The sequence below is a fragment of the Pseudonocardia xinjiangensis genome (assembly GCF_012911925.1).
GTDB lineage: Bacteria > Actinomycetota > Actinomycetes > Mycobacteriales > Pseudonocardiaceae > Pseudonocardia > Pseudonocardia xinjiangensis.
In genome coordinates, this window is sequence record NZ_JAAXKY010000122.1 from 1 (window position 1) to 23457 (window position 23457).

The 23457-nt window shown below is 72.1% G+C and carries 21 protein-coding genes, 1 tRNA gene and 1 pseudogene; 6 read left to right on the top strand and 17 right to left on the bottom strand.

All coding sequences use genetic code 11. From position 1 onward, the window contains the following. Both HF577_RS28055 and HF577_RS28060 read right to left on the bottom strand, forming a co-directional pair. A partial coding sequence (locus HF577_RS28055) for a 2-dehydropantoate 2-reductase N-terminal domain-containing protein (protein ID WP_407692242.1) occupies nucleotides 1-187 on the bottom strand: 187 nt, incomplete at its 3' end. Between the two features lie 397 nt (nucleotides 188-584). Continuing rightward, nucleotides 585-1514 carry a polysaccharide lyase family 7 protein gene (locus HF577_RS28060; RefSeq protein ID WP_169398982.1) on the bottom strand — a complete coding sequence of 310 codons (930 nt, stop codon included), beginning with the start codon at nucleotides 1512-1514 and terminating at the stop codon, nucleotides 585-587. A 182-nt stretch (nucleotides 1515-1696) separates the two neighbouring features. Between HF577_RS28060 and HF577_RS28065 the strand changes: the two genes are divergently transcribed. Further along, nucleotides 1697-2641: a ribonuclease Z gene (locus HF577_RS28065; protein ID WP_169398983.1), complete on the top strand. Its 945-nt coding sequence runs from the start codon at nucleotides 1697-1699 to the stop codon at nucleotides 2639-2641. Here the strand turns inward: HF577_RS28065 and HF577_RS28070 are convergent. Further along, on the bottom strand, nucleotides 2625-3191 hold the full coding sequence (locus tag HF577_RS28070) for a TetR/AcrR family transcriptional regulator (protein ID WP_169398984.1): 567 nt from the start codon (nucleotides 3189-3191) through the stop codon (nucleotides 2625-2627). The two genes, HF577_RS28065 and HF577_RS28070, sit on opposite strands and share 17 nt — an antisense overlap. A 102-nt stretch (nucleotides 3192-3293) precedes the next feature. Between HF577_RS28070 and HF577_RS28075 the strand changes: the two genes are divergently transcribed. After that, nucleotides 3294-4229, top strand: coding sequence for an NmrA family NAD(P)-binding protein (locus tag HF577_RS28075; RefSeq protein ID WP_169398985.1), 936 nt, complete (start codon nucleotides 3294-3296; stop codon nucleotides 4227-4229). Nucleotides 4230-4241: 12 nt separating this feature from the next. Here HF577_RS28075 and HF577_RS28080 read toward each other — a convergent pair whose 3' ends face one another. From HF577_RS28080 to HF577_RS28100, 6 genes and pseudogenes are all read right to left on the bottom strand, one after another. Then, on the bottom strand, nucleotides 4242-5522 hold the full coding sequence (locus HF577_RS28080; protein WP_169398986.1) for an ABC transporter substrate-binding protein: 1281 nt from the start codon (nucleotides 5520-5522) through the stop codon (nucleotides 4242-4244). Beyond that, nucleotides 5522-7417 carry a vWA domain-containing protein gene (locus HF577_RS28085; RefSeq protein WP_169398987.1) on the bottom strand — a complete coding sequence of 632 codons (1896 nt, stop codon included), beginning with the start codon at nucleotides 7415-7417 and terminating at the stop codon, nucleotides 5522-5524. Before HF577_RS28085 ends, HF577_RS28080 begins: the two co-directional genes overlap by 1 nt. A 245-nt stretch (nucleotides 7418-7662) precedes the next feature. Further along, nucleotides 7663-9861 (bottom strand): xanthine dehydrogenase family protein molybdopterin-binding subunit, encoded by a 2199-nt coding sequence (locus HF577_RS28090; protein ID WP_169398988.1) that lies wholly within the window; start codon nucleotides 9859-9861, stop codon nucleotides 7663-7665. Continuing rightward, complete coding sequence (locus HF577_RS40340) at nucleotides 9858-10199, bottom strand: FAD binding domain-containing protein (protein ID WP_456154033.1); 342 nt, start codon at nucleotides 10197-10199, stop codon at nucleotides 9858-9860. The genes HF577_RS28090 and HF577_RS40340 overlap by 4 nt, the downstream gene beginning before the upstream one ends. Before the next feature lie 51 nt (nucleotides 10200-10250). After that, nucleotides 10251-10849: pseudogene (locus HF577_RS40345) on the bottom strand (FAD binding domain-containing protein); the annotation flags it as partial. Next, the gene (locus HF577_RS28100; RefSeq protein ID WP_211174949.1) at nucleotides 10849-11328 is read right to left on the bottom strand and encodes a (2Fe-2S)-binding protein; all 480 of its coding nucleotides are present in this window, start codon (nucleotides 11326-11328) and stop codon (nucleotides 10849-10851) included. The pseudogene HF577_RS40345 and the gene HF577_RS28100, both read right to left, overlap by 1 nt. A gap of 158 nt (nucleotides 11329-11486) precedes the next feature. Here HF577_RS28100 and HF577_RS28105 point away from each other — a divergent pair, with 158 nt between their 5' ends. After that, nucleotides 11487-12410, top strand: coding sequence for a helix-turn-helix transcriptional regulator (locus tag HF577_RS28105; protein ID WP_169398990.1), 924 nt, complete (start codon nucleotides 11487-11489; stop codon nucleotides 12408-12410). On the opposite strand, the gene HF577_RS28110 is transcribed toward HF577_RS28105, so the two are convergent. The 7 genes from HF577_RS28110 to HF577_RS28140 form a co-directional block, all read right to left on the bottom strand. Beyond that, nucleotides 12394-13428: an arabinan endo-1,5-alpha-L-arabinosidase gene (locus tag HF577_RS28110; protein ID WP_211174950.1), complete on the bottom strand. Its 1035-nt coding sequence runs from the start codon at nucleotides 13426-13428 to the stop codon at nucleotides 12394-12396. The two genes, HF577_RS28105 and HF577_RS28110, sit on opposite strands and share 17 nt — an antisense overlap. 255 nt (nucleotides 13429-13683) lie before the next feature. Further along, on the bottom strand, nucleotides 13684-14094 hold the full coding sequence (locus HF577_RS28115; protein WP_169398991.1) for a hypothetical protein: 411 nt from the start codon (nucleotides 14092-14094) through the stop codon (nucleotides 13684-13686). Between the two features lie 162 nt (nucleotides 14095-14256). Beyond that, nucleotides 14257-14577 carry a hypothetical protein gene (locus HF577_RS28120; RefSeq protein ID WP_169398992.1) on the bottom strand — a complete coding sequence of 107 codons (321 nt, stop codon included), beginning with the start codon at nucleotides 14575-14577 and terminating at the stop codon, nucleotides 14257-14259. 267 nt (nucleotides 14578-14844) lie between these two features. Further along, nucleotides 14845-15249, bottom strand: coding sequence for an ester cyclase (locus tag HF577_RS28125; protein ID WP_169398993.1), 405 nt, complete (start codon nucleotides 15247-15249; stop codon nucleotides 14845-14847). Nucleotides 15250-15365: 116 nt separating this feature from the next. After that, entirely contained in the window at nucleotides 15366-17624 is a 2259-nt protein-coding gene (katG, locus tag HF577_RS28130; protein WP_169398994.1) for a catalase/peroxidase HPI, read from the bottom strand. 79 nt (nucleotides 17625-17703) lie between these two features. Continuing rightward, nucleotides 17704-18147 (bottom strand): Fur family transcriptional regulator, encoded by a 444-nt coding sequence (locus tag HF577_RS28135; protein ID WP_169398995.1) that lies wholly within the window; start codon nucleotides 18145-18147, stop codon nucleotides 17704-17706. Between the two features lie 104 nt (nucleotides 18148-18251). Beyond that, nucleotides 18252-18328, bottom strand: a tRNA-Arg gene (locus HF577_RS28140). A 181-nt stretch (nucleotides 18329-18509) separates the two neighbouring features. Between HF577_RS28140 and HF577_RS28145 the strand changes: the two genes are divergently transcribed. Both HF577_RS28145 and HF577_RS28150 read left to right on the top strand, forming a co-directional pair. Then, the gene (locus HF577_RS28145) at nucleotides 18510-19181 is read left to right on the top strand and encodes a GOLPH3/VPS74 family protein (protein ID WP_169398996.1); all 672 of its coding nucleotides are present in this window, start codon (nucleotides 18510-18512) and stop codon (nucleotides 19179-19181) included. 133 nt (nucleotides 19182-19314) lie between these two features. Next, nucleotides 19315-20109, top strand: coding sequence for a PP2C family protein-serine/threonine phosphatase (locus HF577_RS28150; RefSeq protein ID WP_169399000.1), 795 nt, complete (start codon nucleotides 19315-19317; stop codon nucleotides 20107-20109). A gap of 12 nt (nucleotides 20110-20121) precedes the next feature. Here HF577_RS28150 and HF577_RS28155 read toward each other — a convergent pair whose 3' ends face one another. Next, nucleotides 20122-20847, bottom strand: a complete 726-nt coding sequence (locus HF577_RS28155) for a class I SAM-dependent methyltransferase (protein WP_169398997.1) — start codon at nucleotides 20845-20847, stop codon at nucleotides 20122-20124. Nucleotides 20848-20924: 77 nt separating this feature from the next. Between HF577_RS28155 and HF577_RS28160 the strand changes: the two genes are divergently transcribed. After that, nucleotides 20925-23123: a cytochrome c oxidase assembly protein gene (locus HF577_RS28160; protein ID WP_169398998.1), complete on the top strand. Its 2199-nt coding sequence runs from the start codon at nucleotides 20925-20927 to the stop codon at nucleotides 23121-23123. Nucleotides 23124-23457 lie beyond the last annotated feature (334 nt).

Genomic DNA, 23457 nt, shown 5'->3' on the forward strand with positions numbered 1-23457 from the left:
ACGAGTCCAGCTCGTCACGGAGATCCAACTCCGCACGCGCATCCAACCCGTAGACCGACCTCAGCTCATCCAACCGAGAGGTGTCCGTGTCGATGAAGGTCACGTCGTGACCGGCGGCCAGGAAACCTCTTCCTGTCGCCACCCCGACCACACCTGAACCGACGATGAAGATCCGCGACGCCTGCATCTGATGTGCGCCCTTCCAATTGCACGGTAAATCCGGTCCGACGGGCCGGGCCGAGTATCGCAGACGGTAAATCGCCGGTTACCCACGGCAGTTGTGACGATGGGTCACGGCAGTGATGATCGCGGCGGAGTTAAATCGCCATGAATTGCCAGCTCGCGGGCTGGTTCGTGGCCGTCCATCCGGGCCGCCGCCACAGTTCCGGCCGACTGTCAATCCCGCCGATAGTGGCAATCGGTGCGATTCTGACCACAATCAAGTGCACACGATTTAGTGAGCGGACACCCCTGACCGGGCGGCGCGGCTTCTTTCCGTCACCGCATTCCGGCGACGGTTCCCCGATCGGTCACTCGTCCGTGGCTGCCCGCAGGTGGATCGGTCCCGGGCTCCGGTCCGTTCATCAGGTGTGCGTGACCTGCAGGGAGTAGATGACCACCTCGCCAACGGCATCGGGGTCGTCGCCCTTGTCCGGGTTGGACTGCAGGTAGCTGCCGGCCTTGAAGTACCAGCCGGACCCGCTCTCCGGGATCTCGGCTCTGAGTCGACCGTTGTAGTAGACCTGCACGCGGCTCCCGGCCGCCACGATCCGGAGGTCGTACGGGGTGCCCAGGCGGTAGGCCGGGTCGATCACCACCTCGCGGTCCCCGTCCTGGTACTCGACGAGCAACCGCTCACCCTCCAGGCGCACCAGCATCACGTCGTCATGGGCGTCGTGGATCTGGGCCGCCACGAGGTGCGGTCTCACCTGGGGCAGGCGGGTGACGGCCTGCCGGACGCAGAGGGTGTGGGTGCCGCTGCGGTTGGACCAGCCGGCCTTCCGGTCCCCGGTCATCTCCCGCAGTTCGGAGCGCGGATAGCTGCTGCCCGACGTGGTCACCCCGCCCGCGTTGGCCCTGAAGACCACCCCGTCCCCGGTGCTGTTCGGGTAGAAGTGCGATCCCAGGTAGGTGGTGAGCCTCGGCTGGTAGATGTCGTCCGGATCGCGTTCCTCTCCGGTGGGGAGGGTCAGGTACCAGTTCGACAGGTCGAGCACCTCGCCCGGATACCGGCCGCGCACCGGGTATGCGGGCGCCTGCGGGGCCGGTGCCGGAGCGGGGAGCACGACGAGAGGTACGGCGGGGAGCACGACGAGAGGTATCGCGGGGAGTACGACCGGGGGTACGACCACGGGTGCGGGCGGCGGAGTCGTGGTCGGGTTCGTGAACCAGCCGGCGGGCGGGAGGGCCGGTGGCCCGGCACACCCGGTCGTCGGGACGGTGACCGGCACGACGACCAGGGTCAGTGCCGCGAGTGCCGGCATGACCCTGGCGATGACCTGCTCGACGTTCACCTGGTGCGCTCCCGGTCCGCCCGGCGGCGACGTGAGCACCGCTGGTCGCGGTTGCGCCTGCGGTGCACGCCGAATCGGAGGCTAGAGCGCCGTCGCTGCCCGGGCGCGGGCACCGCGCCTCCCGGATGGGTGGCCGGACTGTTCGCCGGTGTGAACTCGGCGGTACGGGTAGCGTGCTCCGGGTGACGGGCCGCGAACTCGTCGTGCTGGGCACCGCGAGCCAGGCGCCGACGCGGCACCGCAACCACAACGGCTATCTGCTGCGCTGGGACGGCGACGGGTTCCTGTTCGACCCCGGCGAGGGCACCCAGCGGCAACTGCTGCTCGCCGGCGTGGCGAGCAGTGCCATCAGCCGGCTGTGTGTCACCCACTTCCACGGCGACCACTGCCTCGGCGTGCCGGGTGTCGTGCAACGGCTCTCGCTGGACCGCGTGGCGCATCCGGTGCACGCGCACTTCCCGGCGTCCGGGCGGCCCTACTTCGAGCGGCTGCGCCACGCCAGCGTCTTCCGAGACGTCGCCGACCTGCGGGAGGAGCCGATCGAGCGGGACGGCACGGTGGCGGTCACCGCGAACTGGACGTTGGAGGCACGCCGGCTGGACCACGGGGTGGAGGCGTTCGGCTACCGGCTCGTCGAGCCGAACGGGCGACGGTTCCTGCCCGACCGGCTGGCCCGGTACGGCATCGCAGGTCAGGACGTGGGCCGCCTCCAGCGCGCCGGATTCCTCGAGGTGGACGGGCGCACCGTCGGGCTGGAGGAGGTCAGCGTCCCCCGGTGTGGACAGCGTTTCGCGTTCGTGATGGACACCCGCCTGTGCGACGCGGTGTACGCGCTCGCCGACGGGGTGGACATGCTCGTGATCGAGTCGACCTTCCTCGACGAGGACGCCGCGCTCGCCGCCTCGTACGGTCATCTCACGGCGCGCCACGCCGGAGCGGTGGCCGCCGCGGGCGGGGTGCGCCGGCTCGTGCTCACCCACTTCTCCCAGCGCTACCCGGACCCGGCGCGGTTCCACGCGGAGGCCGCCGCGGAGTTCGACGGGGAGATCGTGGTGGCGCAGGACCTCATGCGCGTCCCGGTCCGCCACGACGGCCGATCTGAGCTCCTGGTCAGCGCTGTGGGCTGAGGCCGGCCACGGCCAGCCGGAACAGCCGGTCCGCCCGGCCGCCGGGGTCGGGGTGGTGCTCCGTGGCCAGGACGATGCCGACGGCCAGGGTGATCAGGTCCGTGACGGTGACGCCGGTCGCCACCGCGCCGTCCTGCACGGCGCGGCGCAGCAGCGGGCCCGCCGCCTCTTCCAGCGCGGCCGAGCAGGCGTTCTCGTGCACCGGGTCGGCCGCGGTGCCGTCGTAGGCCAGCGCGGCCGCCAGCCCGCGGGCGGAGACGCAGTACGCGACGACGTCCCCCAGCCATTCCAGGAGCGCGTCGCGGCTGTCGCCCGCGCCGGTCAGCTCGTGGGCGCGGACGCGCAGGGCCTCGATCCGTTCCCGGGAGACCGCCTCCAGCAGCGCGCGGCGGGTGGGGAAGTGCCGGCGGACGGTCGCCGAACCGACTCCCGCGGTGCGGGCGACCTGTTCCAGCGAGGCACCTGCGCCGTGGGCGGCGACCTCCTCCTCGGCCACGGAGAGGATGCGCGCGTAGTTGCGCCGGGCGTCGGCGCGCTGGCGGTCGGGCATGCGTCATCTCCGAGCTTGCGTAAGTGGCGGGCCCCGCCATATCGTACCGGAGCTGAAACGGCGGGCCCCGCCGTTTAAATGGCCGAGCATTCGAGGAGCGCCATGTCCACAGGTTCCGCACCCGTCCTCGTCACCGGCGCCACCGGCAGGCAGGGCGGTGCCACCGCCCGTGCCCTGCTGGCGGCAGGCGTTCCGGTCCGCGCCCTGGTGCGCGACCGGACCACCGGCCGGGCCGAGGCCGTCGAGGCGCTCGGCGCCGAACTGGTCACCGGCGACCTGCACGACCGCGACTCCGTGATCCGGGCCGCCGAGGGCGCCCGGGCCGTCTTCTCCGTGCAGATGCCCGCCATGAGCGCAGCGGGCTTCGACTTCGCGGGGGAGGTCGCCCAGGGCGTCAACCTCGTCGAGGGAGCGAGGGCCGCCGGGGTGCCGCAGTTCGTGCACACGTCCGTCACCGGCGCCGGACAGCACACGGAAGCTCCCGGGTGGGCCGACGGCCGTTGGGCGTCGATGGAACCCACCCTGGGTGCCAAGAGCGCGATCCAGGACCGGGTCCGCGCAGCCGGCTTCCCCCGCTGGACGCTGCTCAAGCCGGGCTTCTTCATGGAGAACTTCCTCCCGTCCATGGCGTTCCTGTTCCCGCGCGGCATCGAGGGCGGCCTGGTGAGCGTCCTGCGCCCCGAGACCCGGCTGTCTCTGGTCGCCGTCGACGACATCGGGAGGGCGGCGGCCGCGGCCTTCGCCGCGCCGGAGCGGTTCCACGGGGTCGAGCTCGAACTGGCGAGCGACTACCTCTCGATGACGGAGATCGCCGAGATCCTCACCCGCGCCACGGGCACGCCCCTCGCCGCGCCGGACATGACCGAGGAGGAGGCCCTCGCCGCCGGGATGCCGGCGATGGGCGCCACGCACGAGTGGCTGAACGTGGTAGGCCAGCCGGGCCGCCCCCAGTACGCGAGGGACCTCGGCATCCCGCTCACCAGCTTCGACGCCTGGGCACAGGAGCACATGCGGTCCACCGCCCGAGCCGCCTCCTGACCGGGACAGGAGCTAGCCGTCGTCGGCGGGTGCCAGCCAGCCTTTCAGCGCGTCCACCAACTGGTCCTGGAGATCGTCGGGAAGCGGGGCGTCGTGGCGCAGGTAACCGTTGACGGCGGCGCGGAACACGTCGCTGAACCGCGCGTAGTGGGGTTGGGCGGGTCGCAGTTCGGCACTGCTGATCGCCTCCTCCAGCGTGGCGATGTACGGGTAGCGGTCGCGGACGGCCTGGTCGAAGTAGACGACCTGGCGGGTGGCGGGCAGTCCGCCACGCTCGAACAGGATCTGCTGGCTGCGCTCACCGGTGAGGAACTCGATCAGAGCCTGCGCGGCACGGGGCCGGGTGGAGTCGGCGGACACGGCGAGGTTCTGCCCCCCGAGCACACCTGCGCCACCGGGCAGCGGAGCGACGCCGAACGCCACCGCCGGTGTGCCCTCCAGCCCCTGGGGGAGTGACCGGACGGTCACGGGCCAGTTGCGCATGAACAACGCCCGGCCCGACTGGAAGAGCCGGACGCTGCTCGTCTCGTCGAGCTCGGGGATCCCGGCAGGAGCGATCACCCGCAGGCGTTCGATGCCCGCCGCGATCGCGGCCCGCTGGTTCTCCACGACGAGGTTCCCGTCCTCGTCGACGACCGACCCCCCGGCGCCCCGGATGGCCTCGAGCGCGGTGACGGTGAGGCCTTCGTAGTCGGCCAGCTGACCGGCGTAGCCGTCGACGTCGTTACCACTGCGCGCCCGCATCTCCTGGACCTTGTCCTCGAGCTCGTCCCACGTGCGCGGCGGCGCGTCGAGGAGGTCGGACCGGTAGTACAGCAGCCCCACGTCGGTGTTGAAGGGCAGTGCCCACAGCTTGCCGCCGTAGCGGCAGGTGGCCAGTGGCCCGGCGAGGAAACCGCTCGTGGAGACCCGCGACTCGTCGAGGCTGCGGATGTAGCCGGCGTCGGCGAACTCGGCGGTCCAGGTGACGTCGAGGTTGAACACATCGACCTCGCCCCGCCCGGACTGCGCCCGCGCCAGCATCTCGCTGCGCGTGGCATCGGCGATCGGGGACGCCTCGACGATGCGGGCGGGGCTCCGCGGATGGAGCTGGTTCCACTGGCTGATCAGCTTCTGGCGTTGACCGTCGATGCTGTCGTCGCGCCCGGAGAGGACGACGATCGGACCGTCCTCGAGATCATCCGGGTTGGAGACGAGCCCCGTGATCGTCGTGGTGAGAAGTACGGCGACGATGCCGACGACGACGCCGGCGGACGACCAGGCGAGCGGGTGCCACTGGGGTGAGCGAGCCATCAGCGGCCACCCCACAGCCCGGCGATGGCCGTGCGCAGCACCGTGCTGAGGTTCGACAGGTCGGCGTCGCGGCACTCCCCGGCCGTCGCCGTGGTGATCGCGACGAGACCCGGGTCGGAGCAGCGGATCTCGCCGATGGTGACGACGACGAGCCGGACCCCGCTGCCTGCGAGCGACGCGCTGACGGCATCGGCGGTGAGGCCGCTGCTGGTGTCCTCGCCGTCGGTCAGGACCACGACCGCGTCCACGCGGCCCGGATCCGCGGGACCGAGGGCTGCGGCACCGTCGGTCATGGTGCGGAAGAGCGGGGTGTTCCCCGCGGGCCGCACGCCGGCGAGCGCCTGGCGGGCGGCGGCCAGCCGGTCCGGCCCGGACGACCCCAGCGGCACCGCCTCCACGTGGCCGGTGCCCGGTGCGTCGGGGAAGAACCAGAGGCCGAACTCGTCGCCGGGGCCCATGCCGCCCAGCGCGGCCAGTACGGCGGCCACGGCGAAGTCCGCTCGTCTCCCCTCCGGGGCCTCCGTGGCCATCGACCCGGAGGTGTCCAGGGCGAAGAGCACGCGGCCGCGGCGCTGGGCGACGTCGTGCGCCGCAGCCGTCCTGCCCCACTGACCCGGAGGGATCGGCTCCGTGGCCGGCACGGCGCCCGGGTCGATGCCGACCGTGGTGAGCGTGGGCCCGACGGTGTACGGGCCGACCGGGCGCAACCCGGTGCCCACGATCGCTTCCCGGCCGGGATCGCTGCGCAGCCACGCGCCGAACCGGGCGGCGGCCTGCTCCTGCGGCGGGTCGCTCCACGCGAGGCGCACGAACTGGTGGTCGAGGGCCCGGGTGTCCGTCGGGTACAGCGCCGTGAGCCGCCCCGGCCGGTCGGTGCCGGACAGGCACGAGCTGCCGAGCGGCTCGCCCAGGTTGAACCGCACGATCTGCTGCTCGGATGCGATGACGGCGGCCTGCGCCCCGAGTGTCCGATGGCGGCACAGGAGCCCGGGGGTGTCGGTGAGCGGGAACCCGCCCCTGTCGAGGGCCGCCGCGATGCGGTGCTCGACCTCGGCCGGAGGGAGCTGCTGTGGGCTCGCCGCGCCGTCCTGACCGGGCACGCCGTACAGCAGCGCCGTGGCGAGGAGGCCGAGCTGGGTGGAGTCGGGGTCGGCACGGACGACGTCGACGTCCTCGTCGGTGAGCCTGCGGTACAGGTCGGCCCACCGGCTGTGCTCGTACTTCTCCCGGGCCGCCACGGCGTCGGGAACAGCGAGGACCACGGGCGACACGGCGACGGGCGTGACCTCGGCGATCGCCGAGCCCTGGGCGGTCGGCTGTGGCAGGTCGGCGAGCTCATGGCTGGTGGCGGCCAGCCAGACGTCGGGCTGCGGCCCGATGTCGCGCAGCGCGGTGGACTCGTCCAGCCATCCCGTCCCCTTCGCGACCCGCTCGCGGATCTCGTCGCCGGCTCCGGAGTAGACGTAGACGTCGACGGTGGGGCAGTGGTGGTTGTCGGTGGCCGTCCACTGCTCGTAGGAGTCGGCGAGCCCGCGGGCGGTGGTGACGGTCTCCGGATCGGCGACCATGCGGAGCTGCGTGACCGGTGCGCAGCCGGCGATGCCCATCGAGACGCCGCGGGCGAGGTCCCAGGCCGGCGGGACACCGAGCGCGAGCGCCACGGCGAGCCCGACGGCCACCCCGACGGCCACCCTCCTGCGCTGCAGCCAGCGCAGGAGCAAGGTCGGGCGACCCTGCAACCGGAGCCGCGCCACCTCGTGCCAGCCCGCGTAGGTGGTGAGGAAGGCGGTGAGGGACGCACCGGCGACGATCTGGATCCAGTGCTGGGCTGTCTCGGGAGGGTTGGGCGTGATCGCCACGAGGACGATGCCGAGCACCGCGAGGACGAACCCCACCGCCCGCCATGGTGCGGTCGGGCGCGGCAGGGGGCCGCCGGGTGGGGAGCCGTCGCCGGTTTCGGACACGCGACGGAGCCCCCTCCCGCTTACGCCCTTGTAGACGACCGGGGTGTTGAGATCCGGTCGATCAGTGACACACCGTACGCAACCGGTCCGACAGGAACGACCCCTGTCCTGATTCGAGGGGACGACGGCGCGCCGCCGGTACCGAACCCGGCAGCGCCCCGCCGCGGCAATGGCTGCTACAGGAGCCGGTCCATCGTGATCGGTAGAGACCGGATGCGTCGCCCGGTGGCGTGGTGCACCGCGTTGGCGATGGCGGCGGGCACGCCGACGATCCCGACCTCGCCGAGGCCCTTGATCCCGATGGGAGTGGACTTGTCCGGCTCGCCGACGAACACGGCATCGAGGGTGGGGACGTCGGCGTTGACGGGGATCAGGTAGTCGCCGAACGTCGCGTTGGCGATGCGGCCCGACGGATCGAACACGGTCTCCTCGAGCATCGCCATGCCGATGCCCATCACCGTGGCTCCGGTGATCTGGCTCCGGGCGGTCTTCTCGTTGAGGATGCGGCCTCCGTCGACGGCCGACACGACCCGGGCGATGCGCAGCAGCCCGAGGTCCTCATCGACCCGGACCTCCACGAAGTGCGCAGCGAACGCCCCGGCCGGCGCCATGCCGGCCGGCGGCTGCGGCTGCACCTCGCCGTCCACGGTGATCTCGTCGAGTCCGTGGCGGGCCAGGATCTCGGCGTAGGTCTCCCCGGCCGACGGGTCCGCCACCAGGTGGATGCGACCCTCGTGCACCGCGACCTCGTTCGGTCGCCTGCCCCGCAGTGGCGAGGCCTCGTCGCCGGCGACGGCGTCGATGAAGGCCTGCAGCATGGTGGCCGCTGCGTCGTGGACGGCGTTGCCCAGCGAGATCATCAGGCCGGAACCGCCGGACTGCGGTGCCGGCGGCAGGTCGCTGTCCCCGATCTCGACGCGCACCCGGCCGACGTCGAGGCCGAGCAGCTCGGCCGCGAGCTGCGTGGTGACCGTGTAGGTGCCGGTTCCGAGGTCGGTGGCAGCGCTGCGCACGTGGGCGGTGCCGTCACGGCCGATCGAGATCCGGACCCGGCACGGCGTCTGGTACCAGTGGTAGGCGGCACCCGCCATCCCGTAGCCGACCAGCTCGGTGCCGTCGCGCATCGAGCGGGGCTCGGCACTGCGCTCCGCCCAGCCGAACCGATCGGCCCCGACGAGGTAGCACTCGCGAAGGGCGTTGCTCGACCAGGGCAACCCCGAGCCCGGCTGCACCTCGGCGTGGTTGCGCAGTCGCAGCTCGATCGGATCGACACCCACGGCGTAGGACAGCTCGTCGAGTGCCGACTCGATCGCGAAGTTGCCCTGTGCCGTGCCGGGCGCCCGCATCGGCCCCGGGTTCGGGATGTTGAGCCGCACCTGCCGGTCGTGCGTCGCGACGTTCGGACAGGCGTACAGGCTGGGTGTGCCCATGGTGATGGGCTCGAGGTTGGCCTCCTCGGTGCCGATGGTCGAGGTGCCTTCGTGATCGAGCGCCACCAGACGGCCCTCCCGGGTGGCGCCGAGCCGCACGCGCTGCACGGTCTCCGGCCGATGGCCGACGGAGGTGAACATCTGCGGCCTGGTGAGCACCAGCTTGACCGGGCGGTTCACGATCCGCGCCGCGAGCGCGGTCAGGATCGTGTGCGGCCAGGTGCGCAGGCCGGCCCCGAACGCGCCACCCAGGTACGGAACGAGCACCCGTACGTCGTCCTCCGGGATCCCGAACACGTCGGCGAGCGTCCGGCGCTCCATCATCGGCCACTGGGTCGAGTCGTGCACCACCAGCCGGTCGCCGTCCCAGCGGGCAACAGTGGCGAACAACCCGAGCGGGTTGTTGGTCTCCGCTGCGATGGTGAACGTCTCGTCGCAGACCACGTCGGCGGAGGCCAGCCCAGCTGCGACGTCCCCGCGCTCCGATTCGAGCCCCCAGGGGTTGGTCACAACCGGTGCGTCGGGATCGGCGATGTCCAGGATCGCAGGCGTCTCCTGGTAGCCGATCCGGATGAGCCGGGCGGCCGCGGCTGCCTGCCCGGAGGTCCCCGCGACGACAAGGGCCACGTGCTGGCCGTGGTGCACGATGCGGTCGTCCTGGAGCGGGAACCGCGGTGGGGAGCCGAGCGCGGTCAGCGGCGCCTCCGCGAGGTCGGGGATGTTCTCGTGGGTCAGCACGGCCAGCACCCCGGGCGCCGCCTCCGCCTCCGCGGTGTCGATGCTGCTGATGGTGCCGGCGGCGATCGTGGACTGCACCAGCGCGGCGTAGGCCATCCCCGGATAGCGGACGTCGGACGGATAGGGGGCCGCGCCTCTCACCTTGAGTGGCCCGTCGACCCGGTCGACGGGGTCGCCGACGAGCTGGGAACCGGTGACAGCGGTCATGACCGCACCCCCGAGACGGTCTGCAGGATCCGGACGACGGTGCGCTTGGCGAGCTCGACCTTGAACTCCGTGCCGGGAACGGTGAACGGGTCGCGGACCGCGGCCTCGGCCGCGGCCCGGAAGGTCTCGTCGTCCACGGGCGCCCCGGTGAGGATCTCCTCGGCCTCCCGGGCGCGCCATGGCACCGTCCCGACGCCGCCGAGCGCGAGGCGGGCCTCCGCGACGACGCCGTCCTCCACCCTGAGTGCGGCGGCGGCCGAGGTGAGGGCGAACTCGTAGGAGGCCCGGTCGCGCACCTTCAGGTAGCCCGACCGCGTGCCTACGGGCAGCAGCGGCACGTCGACCTCGGTGATGATCTCGCCGTGCCCGAGGACGTTCTCGATGTCGGGGCGGTCGCCGGGCCGGACGTGGAACCCGGTCAGCGGAACGGTGCGCCGCCCCCCAGTGCCTTGGATGTGCACGTCGGCGTCGAGCGCGACGAGGGACACACACAGGTCCGACGCGTGCACGGCGATGCAGTGCTCGTCGGCACCCAGGATCGCGTGCATCCGCGCAGGACCTGTGACCGCCGCGCATCCCGATCCCGGGGCGCGCTTGTTGCAGGCTGCCACGGTCGCGTCGCGGAAGTAACGGCAGCGCGTGCGCTGCAGGATGTTCCCGCCGATCGTCGCCATGTTGCGCAGCTGCGTCGAGGCGCTCAGCAGCAGTGCCTCGCGCACGACCGGCAGCCGCTCGATCACCACGGGGTCGGCGGCCAGTTCCTCCATGGTCGTCAGCGCCCCGCGTGGAGCACACCGTCGTCGCTGCTGACCCCGCGCAGGGGCAGGCGGCCGATGTCGACCACCCGGTCGGTCTCGATCACCCGGTCCTTGAGGAGCAGGTCGAGGTGGGTCGTGCCGCCCGCCAGATAGGAGGCCCGCGGGTCGCCGCTGACCAGGGCCACCGCGCCGGCTACGTCATCGGGACGCACGTAGTCGAACGTCGGCATCACTCACCTCCCGTCCCGGCGACCTCGCGGATCGCCGCGAGGATGTTCGGGTACGCACCGCAGCGACACAGGTTGCCGCTCATGAACTCGCGGATCTCCTCGTCGGAGCCCGTGCGTCCTTCGTCCAGCAGCGCAACGGCCGACACGATCTGGCCCGCGGTACAGAACCCGCACTGCAGCCCGTCGTGCCGGACGAACGCCTGCTGCACGGGATGCAGGGCCCCATCCGGCGCCAGGCCCTCGATCGTCGTCACCTCCCGGCCGCCGCACTGCGCTGCCAGTACCAGGCACGACACCACGCGCCTGCCGTCGAGCAGGACGGTGCACGCGCCGCAGGCCCCCTGGTCGCAGCCCTTCTTCGTGCCGGTCATGTCGAGGTGCTCACGCAGCGCGTCGAGCAGGGTCACCGAGCTGTCCAGCCGCAGCTCGCGCTTGTGCCCGTTGATGGTCAGCTCGACGTCGACATCGCTGGATCTCATGATCTCCATCTGATGATCCCCTCGCGGGTGGTTGTCCTGCCGAGCCAACCACGGTCGGCCACCGGACCAGGACCACGAGGGAGGGCTGCTCTCACCGGGGGTCCACCAGACCCCCTGACGGCGCGTGTCGCTCTCGCCCCGGTTCTAGCCTGGCCATCATGAGTGGGAACTTCGTCGACGCCGGGCGCAACACGGAGCTGCGGGAGTTCCTGCGGTCGCGCCGGGCCCGGCTCACGCCGCAGGAGGCCGGCCTGCCACCGCAGGCGGGTGCCCGTCGGGTGCCGGGCCTGCGCCGCGAGGAGGTGGCCCAGCTCGCCGGTGTGAGCGTGGACTACTACGTCCGCCTGGAGCGCGGCCGGACCGTGAACGTCTCCGAGGCCGTGCTCGCCGCACTCGCCCGCGCCCTGCGTCTCAACGACACGGAGCGCGACCACCTCTTCGCGGTGGCGCGGCCCACCCGCCACCAGCGGCGGCCGATACCGGTGCGGCGGGTGCGTCCGGGCCTGCACCTGGTGCTGGAGACGCTGGCCGACAGCCCGGCCATGATCCTCAGCCACCGCCTGGACATTCTGGGGACCAACCGCCTGGCCCGCGCCGTGTACACCGACTTCGACGCGCTCCCGTACCGGGAGCGCAACCTGGCCCGCTACATCTTCCTCGACGAGGGTGCCCGCGAGCTGTACGTCGACTGGGATCAGGCCGCCCGCGACATCGTCGCCACGCTGCACCTCCACGCCGGCCGCCACCCGCACGACCGCCGGCTCACCGAGCTGATCGGCGAGCTCGCCCTCCTCGACGAGGACTTCCGCCGGTGGTGGGCCGACCACGACGTCCACTTCCACACGCATGGCACGAAACGCTTCCGCCACCCCGTGGTCGGTGAGCTCACCCTGAACTTCGAGGCCCTCACCCCGAGCGGCGATCCCGAGCTGATCCTCGGCCTCAACACGGCCGAGCCCGGCTCGTCCTCCGAGCAGGCGCTGCGTCTGCTGGCCGGCAGGACGAGTCAGTCGCCTCCCTCCCCGGCCGGCCGGCCTTGCGGCGCCGGTGCGAGTGGCGCGGTGGTCAGTCCGTGGCGCTGAGCGTTGGCCAGCCGTCGGCGGTCCAGTAGATCCCCTGCAGGGCCAGCCGCGGGCGCCCGCCGTCCGCCGCGTCGTAGTAGTGGAAGGCGAGTATCCCGCCGGACGCCGACTGGCCGCCGGGTCCGACGCGGTCACCCACCGTCGAGACGACGGGGGTGCCGCCGCCTTCGAGCAGCCTGCGTCCGTCGCGGTCGACGTACGGGCCGGTCACCTGACGGGAGCGACCTACGACGACCCGGTAGTTGCTCTCCACGCCGCGGCAGCAGGTGTCGAAGGAGACGAACAGGTAGTACCAGCCGCCGTGACGCACCACGTACGGCGCCTCGATGGCGTTGGGCGGCTCCTGCCGGTCCGCCAACCGCAGCGGTTCGCCCGTGGCGGGGACCGGGAGACCGGACGGCCACTGCAACGGCACCATGCGGATCCCGCTCCAGTACGACCCGAACGCCATCCACGGCGTTCCCCAGTCGTCCTCCACGATTCCCGGGTCGATCGCGTTGAAGTCGTCCTCGGGCACCGACCGGACGACCGGTCCACGATCCACCCACCTGTAGTTCGGGTTCGCCGGGTCGAGCGTGGTGTTGGTGGCCAGCGCGATCACCGATCTGTTGGAGCCGAAGGTGGACGCCACGTAGTAGAGGTAGTAGATCCCGCGCTTCCGGTAGACCTCTGGCGCCCACAGGTTGTTCACGCCGGGTACGGCCTCGGTGAGCCACGCCGGAATCGCGTCCCAGATGGTTCCGGCGAAGACCCAGTCGCGCCCGTTGGCGGACGTGCGGATCTGGAGTGTCCCGCCCCGCACGGCCGGGTCGCCGGTGGAGAACACGTACCAGTTCTCGCCCGGCCCACCGGCCACCAGCGAGGGATCGTGGGCGGCGAGGTCCCCCGTCAGCTGCGACGTGGTGTCCCCGGCTCCCGGGTCCTGCGCGGCGGCGGCCATCGCCGGTAGCGGGACCATCGTGGCCGCTGCCGCGGCGAACACGGCCGCGGCGACGGTCAGGAGGCGGGCAACTCGCACGGTCGTCTCCGTTCGGTGGGAGGGAGGGTCCGGGCTGCCGGACGGAGCGCTCAGCGTGGGAACTCATCGTGCGTCCCGGCGAGCGCGCGTTGTAGTGACGGCGGACCGAACCCACCGCGGGGGTGACGCTCTCTACCCGTCCGGACGCGGGCGGTCCCGGTCCGTGTTCGTCACCGGTATCCGGCGTTCGCACGCCCGGGGCGGGTCATCGTCCGTCCACGTCGATCGGGGCGATGCGGGTGAACCAGCAGGCCGTCAGGAGCGGCGCTGCGGCGTCCCGCTCGGGGACCGCCGGAGCGTGAAGACCGCAACGCGCACGGCGAGCGCGTCGATCAGCAGCACACCGAGGCTCCACGGGTCGAACCCGCCGCCCGCGCCGGGGCCGGACACCGACAGCCACGTCACGACGAGCGCGCTCGCGACCCCCACCGCACCCGTGACCGCGCAGGCGAGCAGCCAGTGGTCCTCACGGTCCCCGCCGAACCGGGCCGCCCCGACGAGCAGGCCGACCAGCACGAGCGCGATCGCTGCGACGGCGAGCAGTCCGGAGAGGCCGGCGACGACGGCTGACCCCGTGGTCAGCGCGAGGCCGCCGTGCGCCACCGCGGCGACGCCCAGCAGCGCCACCACGATGACGTGGCCCCGGGATGACCGTTGGGCGCTCACCCGGGGAGCCTATGCCCCGCGCACGACCGGGCCGGGACTCAGACCTACCGATCCACGATGGCGCGCGGAACGCCGCGACAGGATCCTTGGCTCTTCGGCCAGGTTCGCTGCGGCGTCGAAGCCCACGAGTGTGGCGAGAATCGGTGCAGATGGAAGTCCGACTCAACCCACCGCGCACGCGGCAGGCCGAGCGTGGTCCGCGCCCGTTTCCTGAGCGAGATAGACGTACAGCCTGCCGTCCCGTTCCGCGGCGACGCGACAGGCCGGGTCCCAGCCGTGAACGGCGTGGATGTCCGTGCCGGGAGGCAGGAAGCCGGTGTCGCCGTCCCTCGGCGACCCCGGGTCCGTACGGGTGCGCTCGTTGAAGGCACTCAGCGAACATCGCGACTCGGCGACCACCTCGCCCAGATCGGCGCGGCTGACCGGGGGAGTGGGTGTGAAGCCGGCCAGGTACTCGCGGCCGTCGAGGCGGATGAAGTCCACGTAGTCGATGATGACCGCGCGCGTCTGCCCCTGTGTTGCGGTCGGCGTGGTGACGTCCGGACACCCGTCGACCGGTGCGGAGGTCGTCGTCACCGGTGGGCGGACGGGCGGTTCACTCGCTGCCGGCGGAGCCGTCGAGCACCCGATCGGGAGCGTTGCCACCGACGCGATGACCAGTGCCGAGCATGTCGCTCGCACCACGCCTGCACAGGCGACCCGCATCGGCTCTCCTCCGGACCGGCCCGGTTGCCGGCGTACGTTTCCAGGTCAGCGTGCTGTGTCGGAGCGGAGTTGGGCCACGATGGCCGCGCGGTCGATCAGGGACGATACCGCCGCGATGCGACCGTCACGGAACCGGTAGAAGACGTGCTCCGCGAAGTGGACCCGCCTGCCGTTCGGTGGGAAGCCGAGGAACTCGTGCTCCGGCGTGCAGTCGAAGACGAGGCGGCAGGCCACCTCGTCGCCGTTGACGACGACGATCCGTGCGTCGAAGTAGAGGTCGGGGACCGCGGTGATGTCGGCGGCGATCATGTCCCGGTACTGCCGGCGCGTCATCGTCTCGCCGTTGTACGACAGCTCGTCCTGCACGTAGTGGACGAGGTCATCGAGGCGTCGCCCGTTGAGAGCCTCGAGGTACGCGCGGTAGCGGGTCTCGAGATCGGCGTTCGTCATGTCTCGACCTCCATACGCGTGGTACCCGCGTCCTGCCGGACGCGAACTGCCTTCGTACGACCGACGCCCCGGTCCACCGCGGGTGCGGCGGACCGGGGCGTTGTCGGACGGAGCGACTACCGCAGGTCGTACCGGTCCAGGTTCATGACCTTGTCCCAGGCCTTGACGAAGTCACGGACGAACTTCTCCTTGGCGTCGTCGGCGGAGTACACCTCGACGATGCCGCGCAGGATCGAGTTCGAGCCGAAGACCAGGTCGACCGCGGTGGCGGTGCGCACCACGTTGCCCTGGGCGTCGCGGGCCTCGTAGACGCCCTCCTGGTCGGCCGAGGTGCTCCAGTCGACGCTGAGGTCGAGCAGGTTGCGGAAGAAGTCCTGCGACAGGACTCCCGGCCGGTCGGTGAAGACGCCGTGCTGTGCGCCGTCGGTGTTCGCGCCCAGCACCCGCAGGCCACCGACCAGGAGGGTCAGCTCCTTGGCGGTGAGCTCGAGCATGTAGGCGCGGTCGATCAGCAGCGTCTCCGGGTCCAGCTTCACGTCCGGGGCGATCCAGTTGCGGAACCCGTCGGCGCGCGGCTCCAGGTACTGGAACGTCTCGACGTCCGTCTGCTCCTGGGAGGCGTCGGTGCGGCCGAGGGCGACCGGGACGGTGACGTCCACGCCCGCGTCCGCGGCGGCCTTCTCGACGCCGGCGGCGCCGGCCAGCACGATCGTGTCCGCGATCGAGACGGGCTTGCCGAAGGCGGCCCGGACCTCCTCCAGCTTGGCGATGACCTCCTGCGTGCCGGCGTTGACCGCCCAGCTCGCCTGCGGCTCGAGGCGCAGCCGGCCGCCGTTCGCGCCGCCCCGCTTGTCCGTGCCGCGGTAGGACGCGGCGGCCGACCAGGCGGTGTGCACCAGCTGGGAGACCGACAGGCCGGAGGCGAGGATCTGCTTCTTGAGCTCGGCCGCGTCGGACTCCGAGAGCAGCTCGTGGGAGACCGGCGGGACCGGGTCCTGCCAGAGCAGCTCCTCCTGCGGCACCCACGGGCCGAGGTAGCGCGAGACCGGGCCCATGTCGCGGTGCAGCAGCTTGAACCAGGCCCGGCGGTAGGCCTCGGCGAACTCCTCGGGGTTGTCCCGGAACCGCTCGGAGATCCTGCGGTACTCCGGGTCGGCGAGCAGCGACAGGTCACTCGTCGCCATCATCGGCGGGTTCTTCTTGCCCGCGACGTGCGCGTCGGGCACGAGCTCCTGGCCCTCGGCCTCCTTGGGCTTCCACTGCTTGGCGCCCGCGGGGCTGCGGGTGAGCTCCCACTCGAAGCCGAACAGCGTGTCCCAGAAGCTGTTGTCCCACGTCGTGGGGGTCGGGGTCCAGGCGCCCTCGAGGCCGCTGGTGATGGTGTCCGCGCCCTTGCCGGTGCCGTACTGGTTCTTCCAGCCGAGTCCGCCGGAGAACACCGGGCAGCCTTCCGGCTCCGGGCCGACGAGGTCCGGGTTCCCGGCGCCGTGCGCCTTGCCGAAGGTGTGGCCACCGGCGATGAGGGCGACGGTCTCCTCGTCGTTCATCGCCATCCGGCCGAAGGTGACGCGGATGTCGTGGGCCGTCGCGACCGGGTCGGCCTCGCCCTTCGCGCCCTCCGGGTTGACGTAGATGAGGCCCATGGTGACGGCGCCGAGGGCGCCCTCGAGCTCGAGCGGGGCGTCGCTGCTGTACCGCTCGTCCCCGAGCCAGGTGTCCTCCGGACCCCAGAAGACCTCCTCCGGCTGCCAGGTGTCCTCGCGGCCGAAGGCGAAGCCGAAGGTCTCGAAGCCCATGTCCTCGTGGGCCACGTTGCCGGCGAGCACCAGCAGGTCGGCCCAGGACAGGCTGCGGCCGTACTTCTGCTTCACCGGCAGCAGCAGGCGGCGGGCCTTGTCGAGGTTGCCGTTGTCCGGCCAGCTGTTGAGCGGTGCGAAGCGCTGGGCGCCGGAGCCGCCACCGCCGCGGCCGTCGACCTGGCGGTAGGTACCGGCGGCGTGCCAGGACATGCGGATGAACAGCGGGCCGTAGTGACCCCAGTCGGCGGGCCACCAGTCCTGCGAGGTGCGCATGACCTGGACGATGTCGGCCTTGACGGCCTCGAAGTCCAGCTGGGAGACGGCCTTCTTGTAGTCGAAGTCCTCGCCGAGCGGGTCGGAGTCCGGGGCGGTCCTGTTGAGGATGCCCAGGTCGACCTGGTTGGGCCACCAGTCGCGGTTGCTCCGCGGCCGGGTCTCCGGGTGGAAGCTGGGACCGGCGAGGGCCGGGTTCTCGCTCTCGCTCCTGCTCGCGGTGTCGTCGGTGCCCTGCGGGCTCGCGGACGAGTCGCGGGGCTTCGGGTCGGCCGTGGCCGGGTTCTCGCTATCGGTGGGCACGTCAGTCCTTCCTCAGGGGAACGCCGGCCCTGGAGGTCGGCCGGCCTGGTGGGGTGCGTCTGATTTGTGGCGGCCGCGCTCAGCGGCCCGGCGGTGGGGACTGGCAGGCGGGGCAGAGGCCCCAGTACACGACCTCGGCCTCGTCGATGGTGAAGCCGGAGTCGCTGGATGCGGTCAGACACGGGGTCTCACCGATGGCGCAGTCGACGTCGCTCACCGCGCCGCAGGAGCGGCACACGAGGTGGTGGTGGTTGTCGCCCACCCGCGCCTCATAACGCGCGACCGAACCCGCCGGCTGGAAGCGGCGGACCAGGCCCGCGTCGGTGAGGGCGCGCAGGACGTCGTAGACGGCCTGGTGCGACACCGACCCGAGCCTCGCCCGGGTCGCCGTGAGCAGGGTCTCGGTGTCTGCGTGCGGGTGGTCGTGCACTGCCGACAGCACGGCCTTGCGCGGCGCGGTGATGCGTAGCGAGGCGTCGCGCAGGAGACGCTCGACCTGCGGGTGGTTCTGCACGACACGCATTTCAGCACGAAGACCTGACTGGATCAAGTCCAGAAAAGCATCGTGCGGGAAAACTTCTCACGGACGGTCCGGTGTGCGGGCCGAACCCGGCCATCGCTCTGACATGGCGCCCCCGGCAGGACTCGAACCTGCGACCTAGAGATTAGAAGGCTCTTGCTCTATCCAGCTGAGCTACGAGGGCCGGGGCGGTCGTCCCGACCGCCACGATGAGCGTAGCGGGGTGTCGTGCTCGCGCGCCGCAGGCCACGCGTTGATCATGCAGGGCCCGGTCGTTCGCCGGCGCGGTGAACGCGCGCGTGCTGCACGTCGTGCGTGAGGTCGACGCCCGGTCTGCCCTGACGGCCTGAACGGAAGGAAGCACGATGGCGACCATCACCGAGGATCTCGTCCTCCTCCTGCTGGATCCGGAGTCGGGACGCGCGATCGTCGACAGCACGTCTCTCGACCGCGCCGTCGGCGGCGCACTGCTGCTCGACCTGTCGACGCGCGACCGGCTCACCGCCGACGGGACGGGCGCCAGGGCGCGGCTCACCGTCGCCGACTCCTCCACCACCGGGGACCCGCTGCTCGACACCGCACTGGCCCGGCTGGAGGGGCGGCACCCGCTCCGCGCCCAGAAGGCGGTGGAACGGCTGGCGCGCAAGACCCGGGAACCGGTGCTACAGCGGCTGGTCGAGCGCGGGCTGGTGCGGCGCGACCGTGGCCGGATCCTCGGTGTCTTCCCCGTCACCACCTGGCCTGCCGCCGACGCCGGACCGGTCACCGAGCTCCGCAGGAGGATCGCCGAGGTACTGCGGGACGGTGCCCCGCCCGATCAGCACACCGCCCTGTTGATCTCCCTGGTGCATGCCGTCAAGGCCGAGCACAAGCTGGTGGACGGGCCGCGCCGGCAGCTCAGGGCCCGTGCGGACCAGGTCGCGCAGGGCGACTGGGCCGGTCCGGCGGTGCGCAAGGCCGTACAGGCGGTGCAGACCAGCGTGGCGGTGGCCGTGGCCGCCTCGGCGTCGGCGGCGGAGTCGAGCGGTAGCTCCTGAGCGTACCGAGGGCCCGCAGCCGCGGGCCACTCGTCGATCGTGGACGGCGTGCGACGTGCCGTTCAGGTCATCCGGCGCACGCGGGCGTGCCGCTCGAGGATCGACTCGTACCTAGCGTGAGAGGGTGAGCGCCATGTCACCGACGCTGCGCTCCGCGGCAGGCTCCGACGTCGGGCGCCGAAGGTCGATGAACCAGGACTCGGCGGCCATCAGCCCCCGGCTGCTCGCCGTGGCGGACGGAATGGGCGGTCACGCCCACGGGGAGGTGGCCAGCTCGGTCGCCGTCTCCGCGCTCCTCGACCTGGACGCCCGACTCCGCGGCATGGACCTCGACGAGGTCGACCTGCTGGCCGCGCTCGACGAGGCCATCGCCGATGCGGCCGCCCGGCTCACCGAACTGAGCGAACACAACCCCGAACTGCGGGGCACCGGCACCACCGTCGTCGCCTTCCTGGTGCACGGCACGCGGATCGGTGTGGCACACATCGGCGACTCGCGGGCCTACCTCCTGCGCGACGGCGAGCTGCACCGGCTCACCCGCGACCACACCCTCGTCCAGAGCCTGCTCGACGAAGGGCGCATCTCCCCGGAGGAGGCGGCCACCCATCCCCGCCGGTCCTGGCTGATCCGCACCTTGCAGGAGGGCACCCCGGCCGAACCGGACCTGTTCCCCGTCGACGGCCTCATCGGCGACCGGTACCTGGTCTGTTCGGACGGGGTCACGGCCGTGCTCGCGGACTCGCAGCTCAAGGAGGTCCTCGCGGAGATCGAGGAACCGGTCGACGTGGTCGCCCGGCTCATCGAGCTCGCCAACGAGGGCGGCGGACCGGACAACATCACCTGCGTCGTCGCCGACCTCGTGGACGAGACCCCACAACCCGACGACGCCCCGGTGGTGGTGGGCGCCGCCCACTCCCACGACGCCTGACCCCGGCTCCGGTCAGCGGCGCGCCACGAGCCGTCGCAGGGGCAGGGGCAGCGTGCGGCCCGGTCCGGCCCGGCGCGCCAGCCGCGCCGCAGCGCGCGCCCGGACGGCGTCGGGCAGGTCCGGCGGCCACAGCCCGGCGCGGGGGAGATCCGCCACCAGGGCGTGCGCGGCGTCCGCGTCGGGGAGCGGGAGGCTGAAGCACACCCGGTCGTCGCTGAGCACGGCGTAGTCGGCAGCGGCGAGCAGCCATCCCGTCCGGTCGAGGGCGGAGCGGTGCAGCCAGCCGGAGCGGTGCACGGCGGAGAGCAGCGGCGCGAGCCGCAGCTCAGCGGCCGACCCCGGCACCGCCGACGGAACCAGGATCACGAGCGTGCCGCTGGGCCGCAGCACCCGCCGGACCTCGGCGAAGAGCCGGTCCAGGTCGGGTAGCCGGGGGAGGGCGAGCATCAGCGCGACACCGTCCACCGCACGCGAGCGCAGCGGGATCGCGTCGGCAGCGCCGCGCAGCACGGGCCGCCTCCCCCCGAGGGGCGCACGCGGGTCGACGCCGAGCCAGCGGCCGGTGGGGAGCGCGTCGGCCAGCGGGCCGGAGCCGCAGCACAGGTCGAGGACCCGCTCGGCGGTGAGCAGGGGCGCCGCCGCCCACGGCACGGGCTTGCTGCCGTGTGGACCCTCAGCGGCCCGCAGCACCCGCTCGGTGACATCGCCGCCGTCCACGAGCCTCGCCCCGTCCGTCACGCGCGCAGTGTGGCAGCACCGGTTCCGGCGTCCCGACCGTCGGGCACGATCAGACACAACGGGCATAGCCTGAGCACATGGCGCACGCGACAGTCGAGCCCGCCGCCCCGCCACCGCAGACCAAGCCGCCGTCCGGCGTGGCCGGCGTCGTTGCGCTCGGGACGGCAGTTGCGGTTCTGGTGGCGGGAGGCCTGACGGCCCTCACCAACGCTCGGCCGGCGACCTCGCTGGGGCTCCCCGACCCGGGGACGATGACCACCGTCGGCCTCCCCGCCGTCCGGGCGGCCACCGAGGTCTGCATGGTCCTGACGATCGGTGCGCTCCTGCTCGCGGCGTTCCTCGTCGCCCCGCAGCGGGGCGGCTACCTCGACGTGGCCGGGTACCGGGCGCTGCGCGCGGCCTCGTGGTCCGCGGCCGGCTGGACGGCGGGCGCCATCCTGATGGTGCCGCTGAGCGTGGCCGACGCGCTCGGCCGCCCGGCCGGCGACGTGCTCGACCCCGGGCTGCTGCTCGACCTGGTTCCCCGCTTGTCCGACGCATCGGCTTGGTCGCTGACCGCTCTCGTCGCGATCGTCGTGCTCGCCGGCTGCCGCACGGTCCTGACCTGGGGCTGGAGTGCGGTGCTGTTCGGGATCGCCCTGCTCGGCCCCTTACCGGTCGCGCTGACCGGGCACTCGGCGGGAGGCGGCGCGCACGACCTCGCGAGCGACAGCCTGGTGCTGCACGTCCTCGCCGCCTCCCTGTGGGTGGGCGGGCTGGTGGCGGTGATCGGCGTGGCCACCATGCGCGGTCCCGATCGCTCCGCTGCCCTGGCGACGGCCGTGCCGCGGTTCTCCCGGCTGGCGCTGGTCTGCTGGCTCGTACTCGCCGCCACCGGGGTGGTGAACGCGCTCGTCCGGATCCCGTTCAACGCACTCGTCGGCTCCGGGTACGGGGCGCTCGTGTTCGCGAAGGCGGCCGCACTGATCCTGCTCGGCGCGCTGGGGGCAGCCCATCGACGGTCGTCGGTCGGGCCGGCGTCCCGGGGTGAGACCCTGGCCCTGCTCCGCCTCGGGGGCGTCGAGGTGCTGCTGATGCTCGGGACGATCGGGCTCGCGGTGGCACTCGGACGGAGCGCTCCGCCGGACACCGGTGCGGTGCCGTCCCGCACCGAGGCGGTGATCGGGTACGACCTCGCCGGACCACCGACGTTCGGGCGGCTGGCGTTGGACTGGCGGTTCGACCTGGTCTTCGGCACGGCCGCGATAGTGCTGGCCCTGACCTACCTGCTGGGTGTGCACAGGCTCCGCAGGCGGGGGGACGCGTGGGGCGCAGGCCGCACGGCGGCCTGGCTCGTGGGCTGTGCGGCGCTGCTGGTGGCCACCAGCTCGGGGATCGGCCGCTTCGCTCCGGCGATGTTCAGCGTGCACATGGGTCAGCACATGATCCTCGGGATGCTCGTCCCGATCCTGCTCGTGCTGGGCGCCCCGGTGACGCTCGCGCTGCGGGCACTGCCGCCGTCCGGCCGGGCCGGGCCGCCCGGCCCGCGCGAGTGGTTGCTCGCGGCGGTGCATTCGCCGGTCGCCCGCTGGCTGACGCACCCGCTGGTGGCACTGGCGCTGTTCGTGGGGAGCTACTACGTCCTGTACTTCTCCGGACTGTTCCCGGCCGCCCTGCCCGAGCACTGGGCGCACAAGCTGATGAACCTGCACTTCCTGCTGGTCGGAGCGATCTTCTTCTGGCCGATCGTCGGTGTCGATCCCGCGCCTCGCCGCCTGCCGCCCGCTGCGCGGATGGGCTTGGTCTTCGCGTCCGTGCCGTTCCACGCGTTCTTCGGCCTGGCGGTGATGAGCGCGAACACGGCGCTGGGAGGGGACTACTACCGCGGCCTCGCCCTGCCCTGGGTGCCGGATCCGCTCGTCGACCAGCACCTGGGTGGCGGTCTCGCCTGGGCTGCGGGCGAGGTGCCGCTGCTGCTCGTGGTGATCGCGCTGCTCATCCAGTGGTCGCGCCAGGACGAACGGTCGGCCCGGCGCGATGATCGCCGGGCCGATGCCGACGGCGGTGCCGACCTCGAGGCCTACAACGCCATGCTGCGCCGTCTGGCGACGGCAGGGGCGCCACTCGTCGCGGAAAGCGACGAAAACGACTATGGCCGGGGTCACACGAAAGAGGTAGCGCCGAACGCCTCGGACGAGCCAGCCGGGTCGAGTGCTGCTGCAGACCTACCCATAACTGCAGATCAAGGGTCATCTCGCACCACTGTGGACAGTGCGGAACCGCCCAAAAACGGCTGACCGTTCGTCGTGCGGGCGGCCTTCCGGTGCCACGCTGAGTGACGTTCGATGGGCCGTTTGTGCAGGTCAAGACCCAAATGGGGGGGGCGATTTGACGACGTGTCAAGGCCTCGCGTAACTTTCTCCCTGTCAGCGAGACGCCGGACAGAACGAAGGCCCTAGAGGCCCCGGTCAACAGGGCTCGCTGACCGCCCCTCACAGGGGCCCCCTGATCTAGCTAGGTTGGGTGGGTGTACTGTGGGAACACGCCCCAGATCATGGCCCTTTGTGGTGGTGGATGGTGTGCGGGTGTCTTTTGAGAACTCAACAGTGTGTCGAGCTTTATCATGAATTG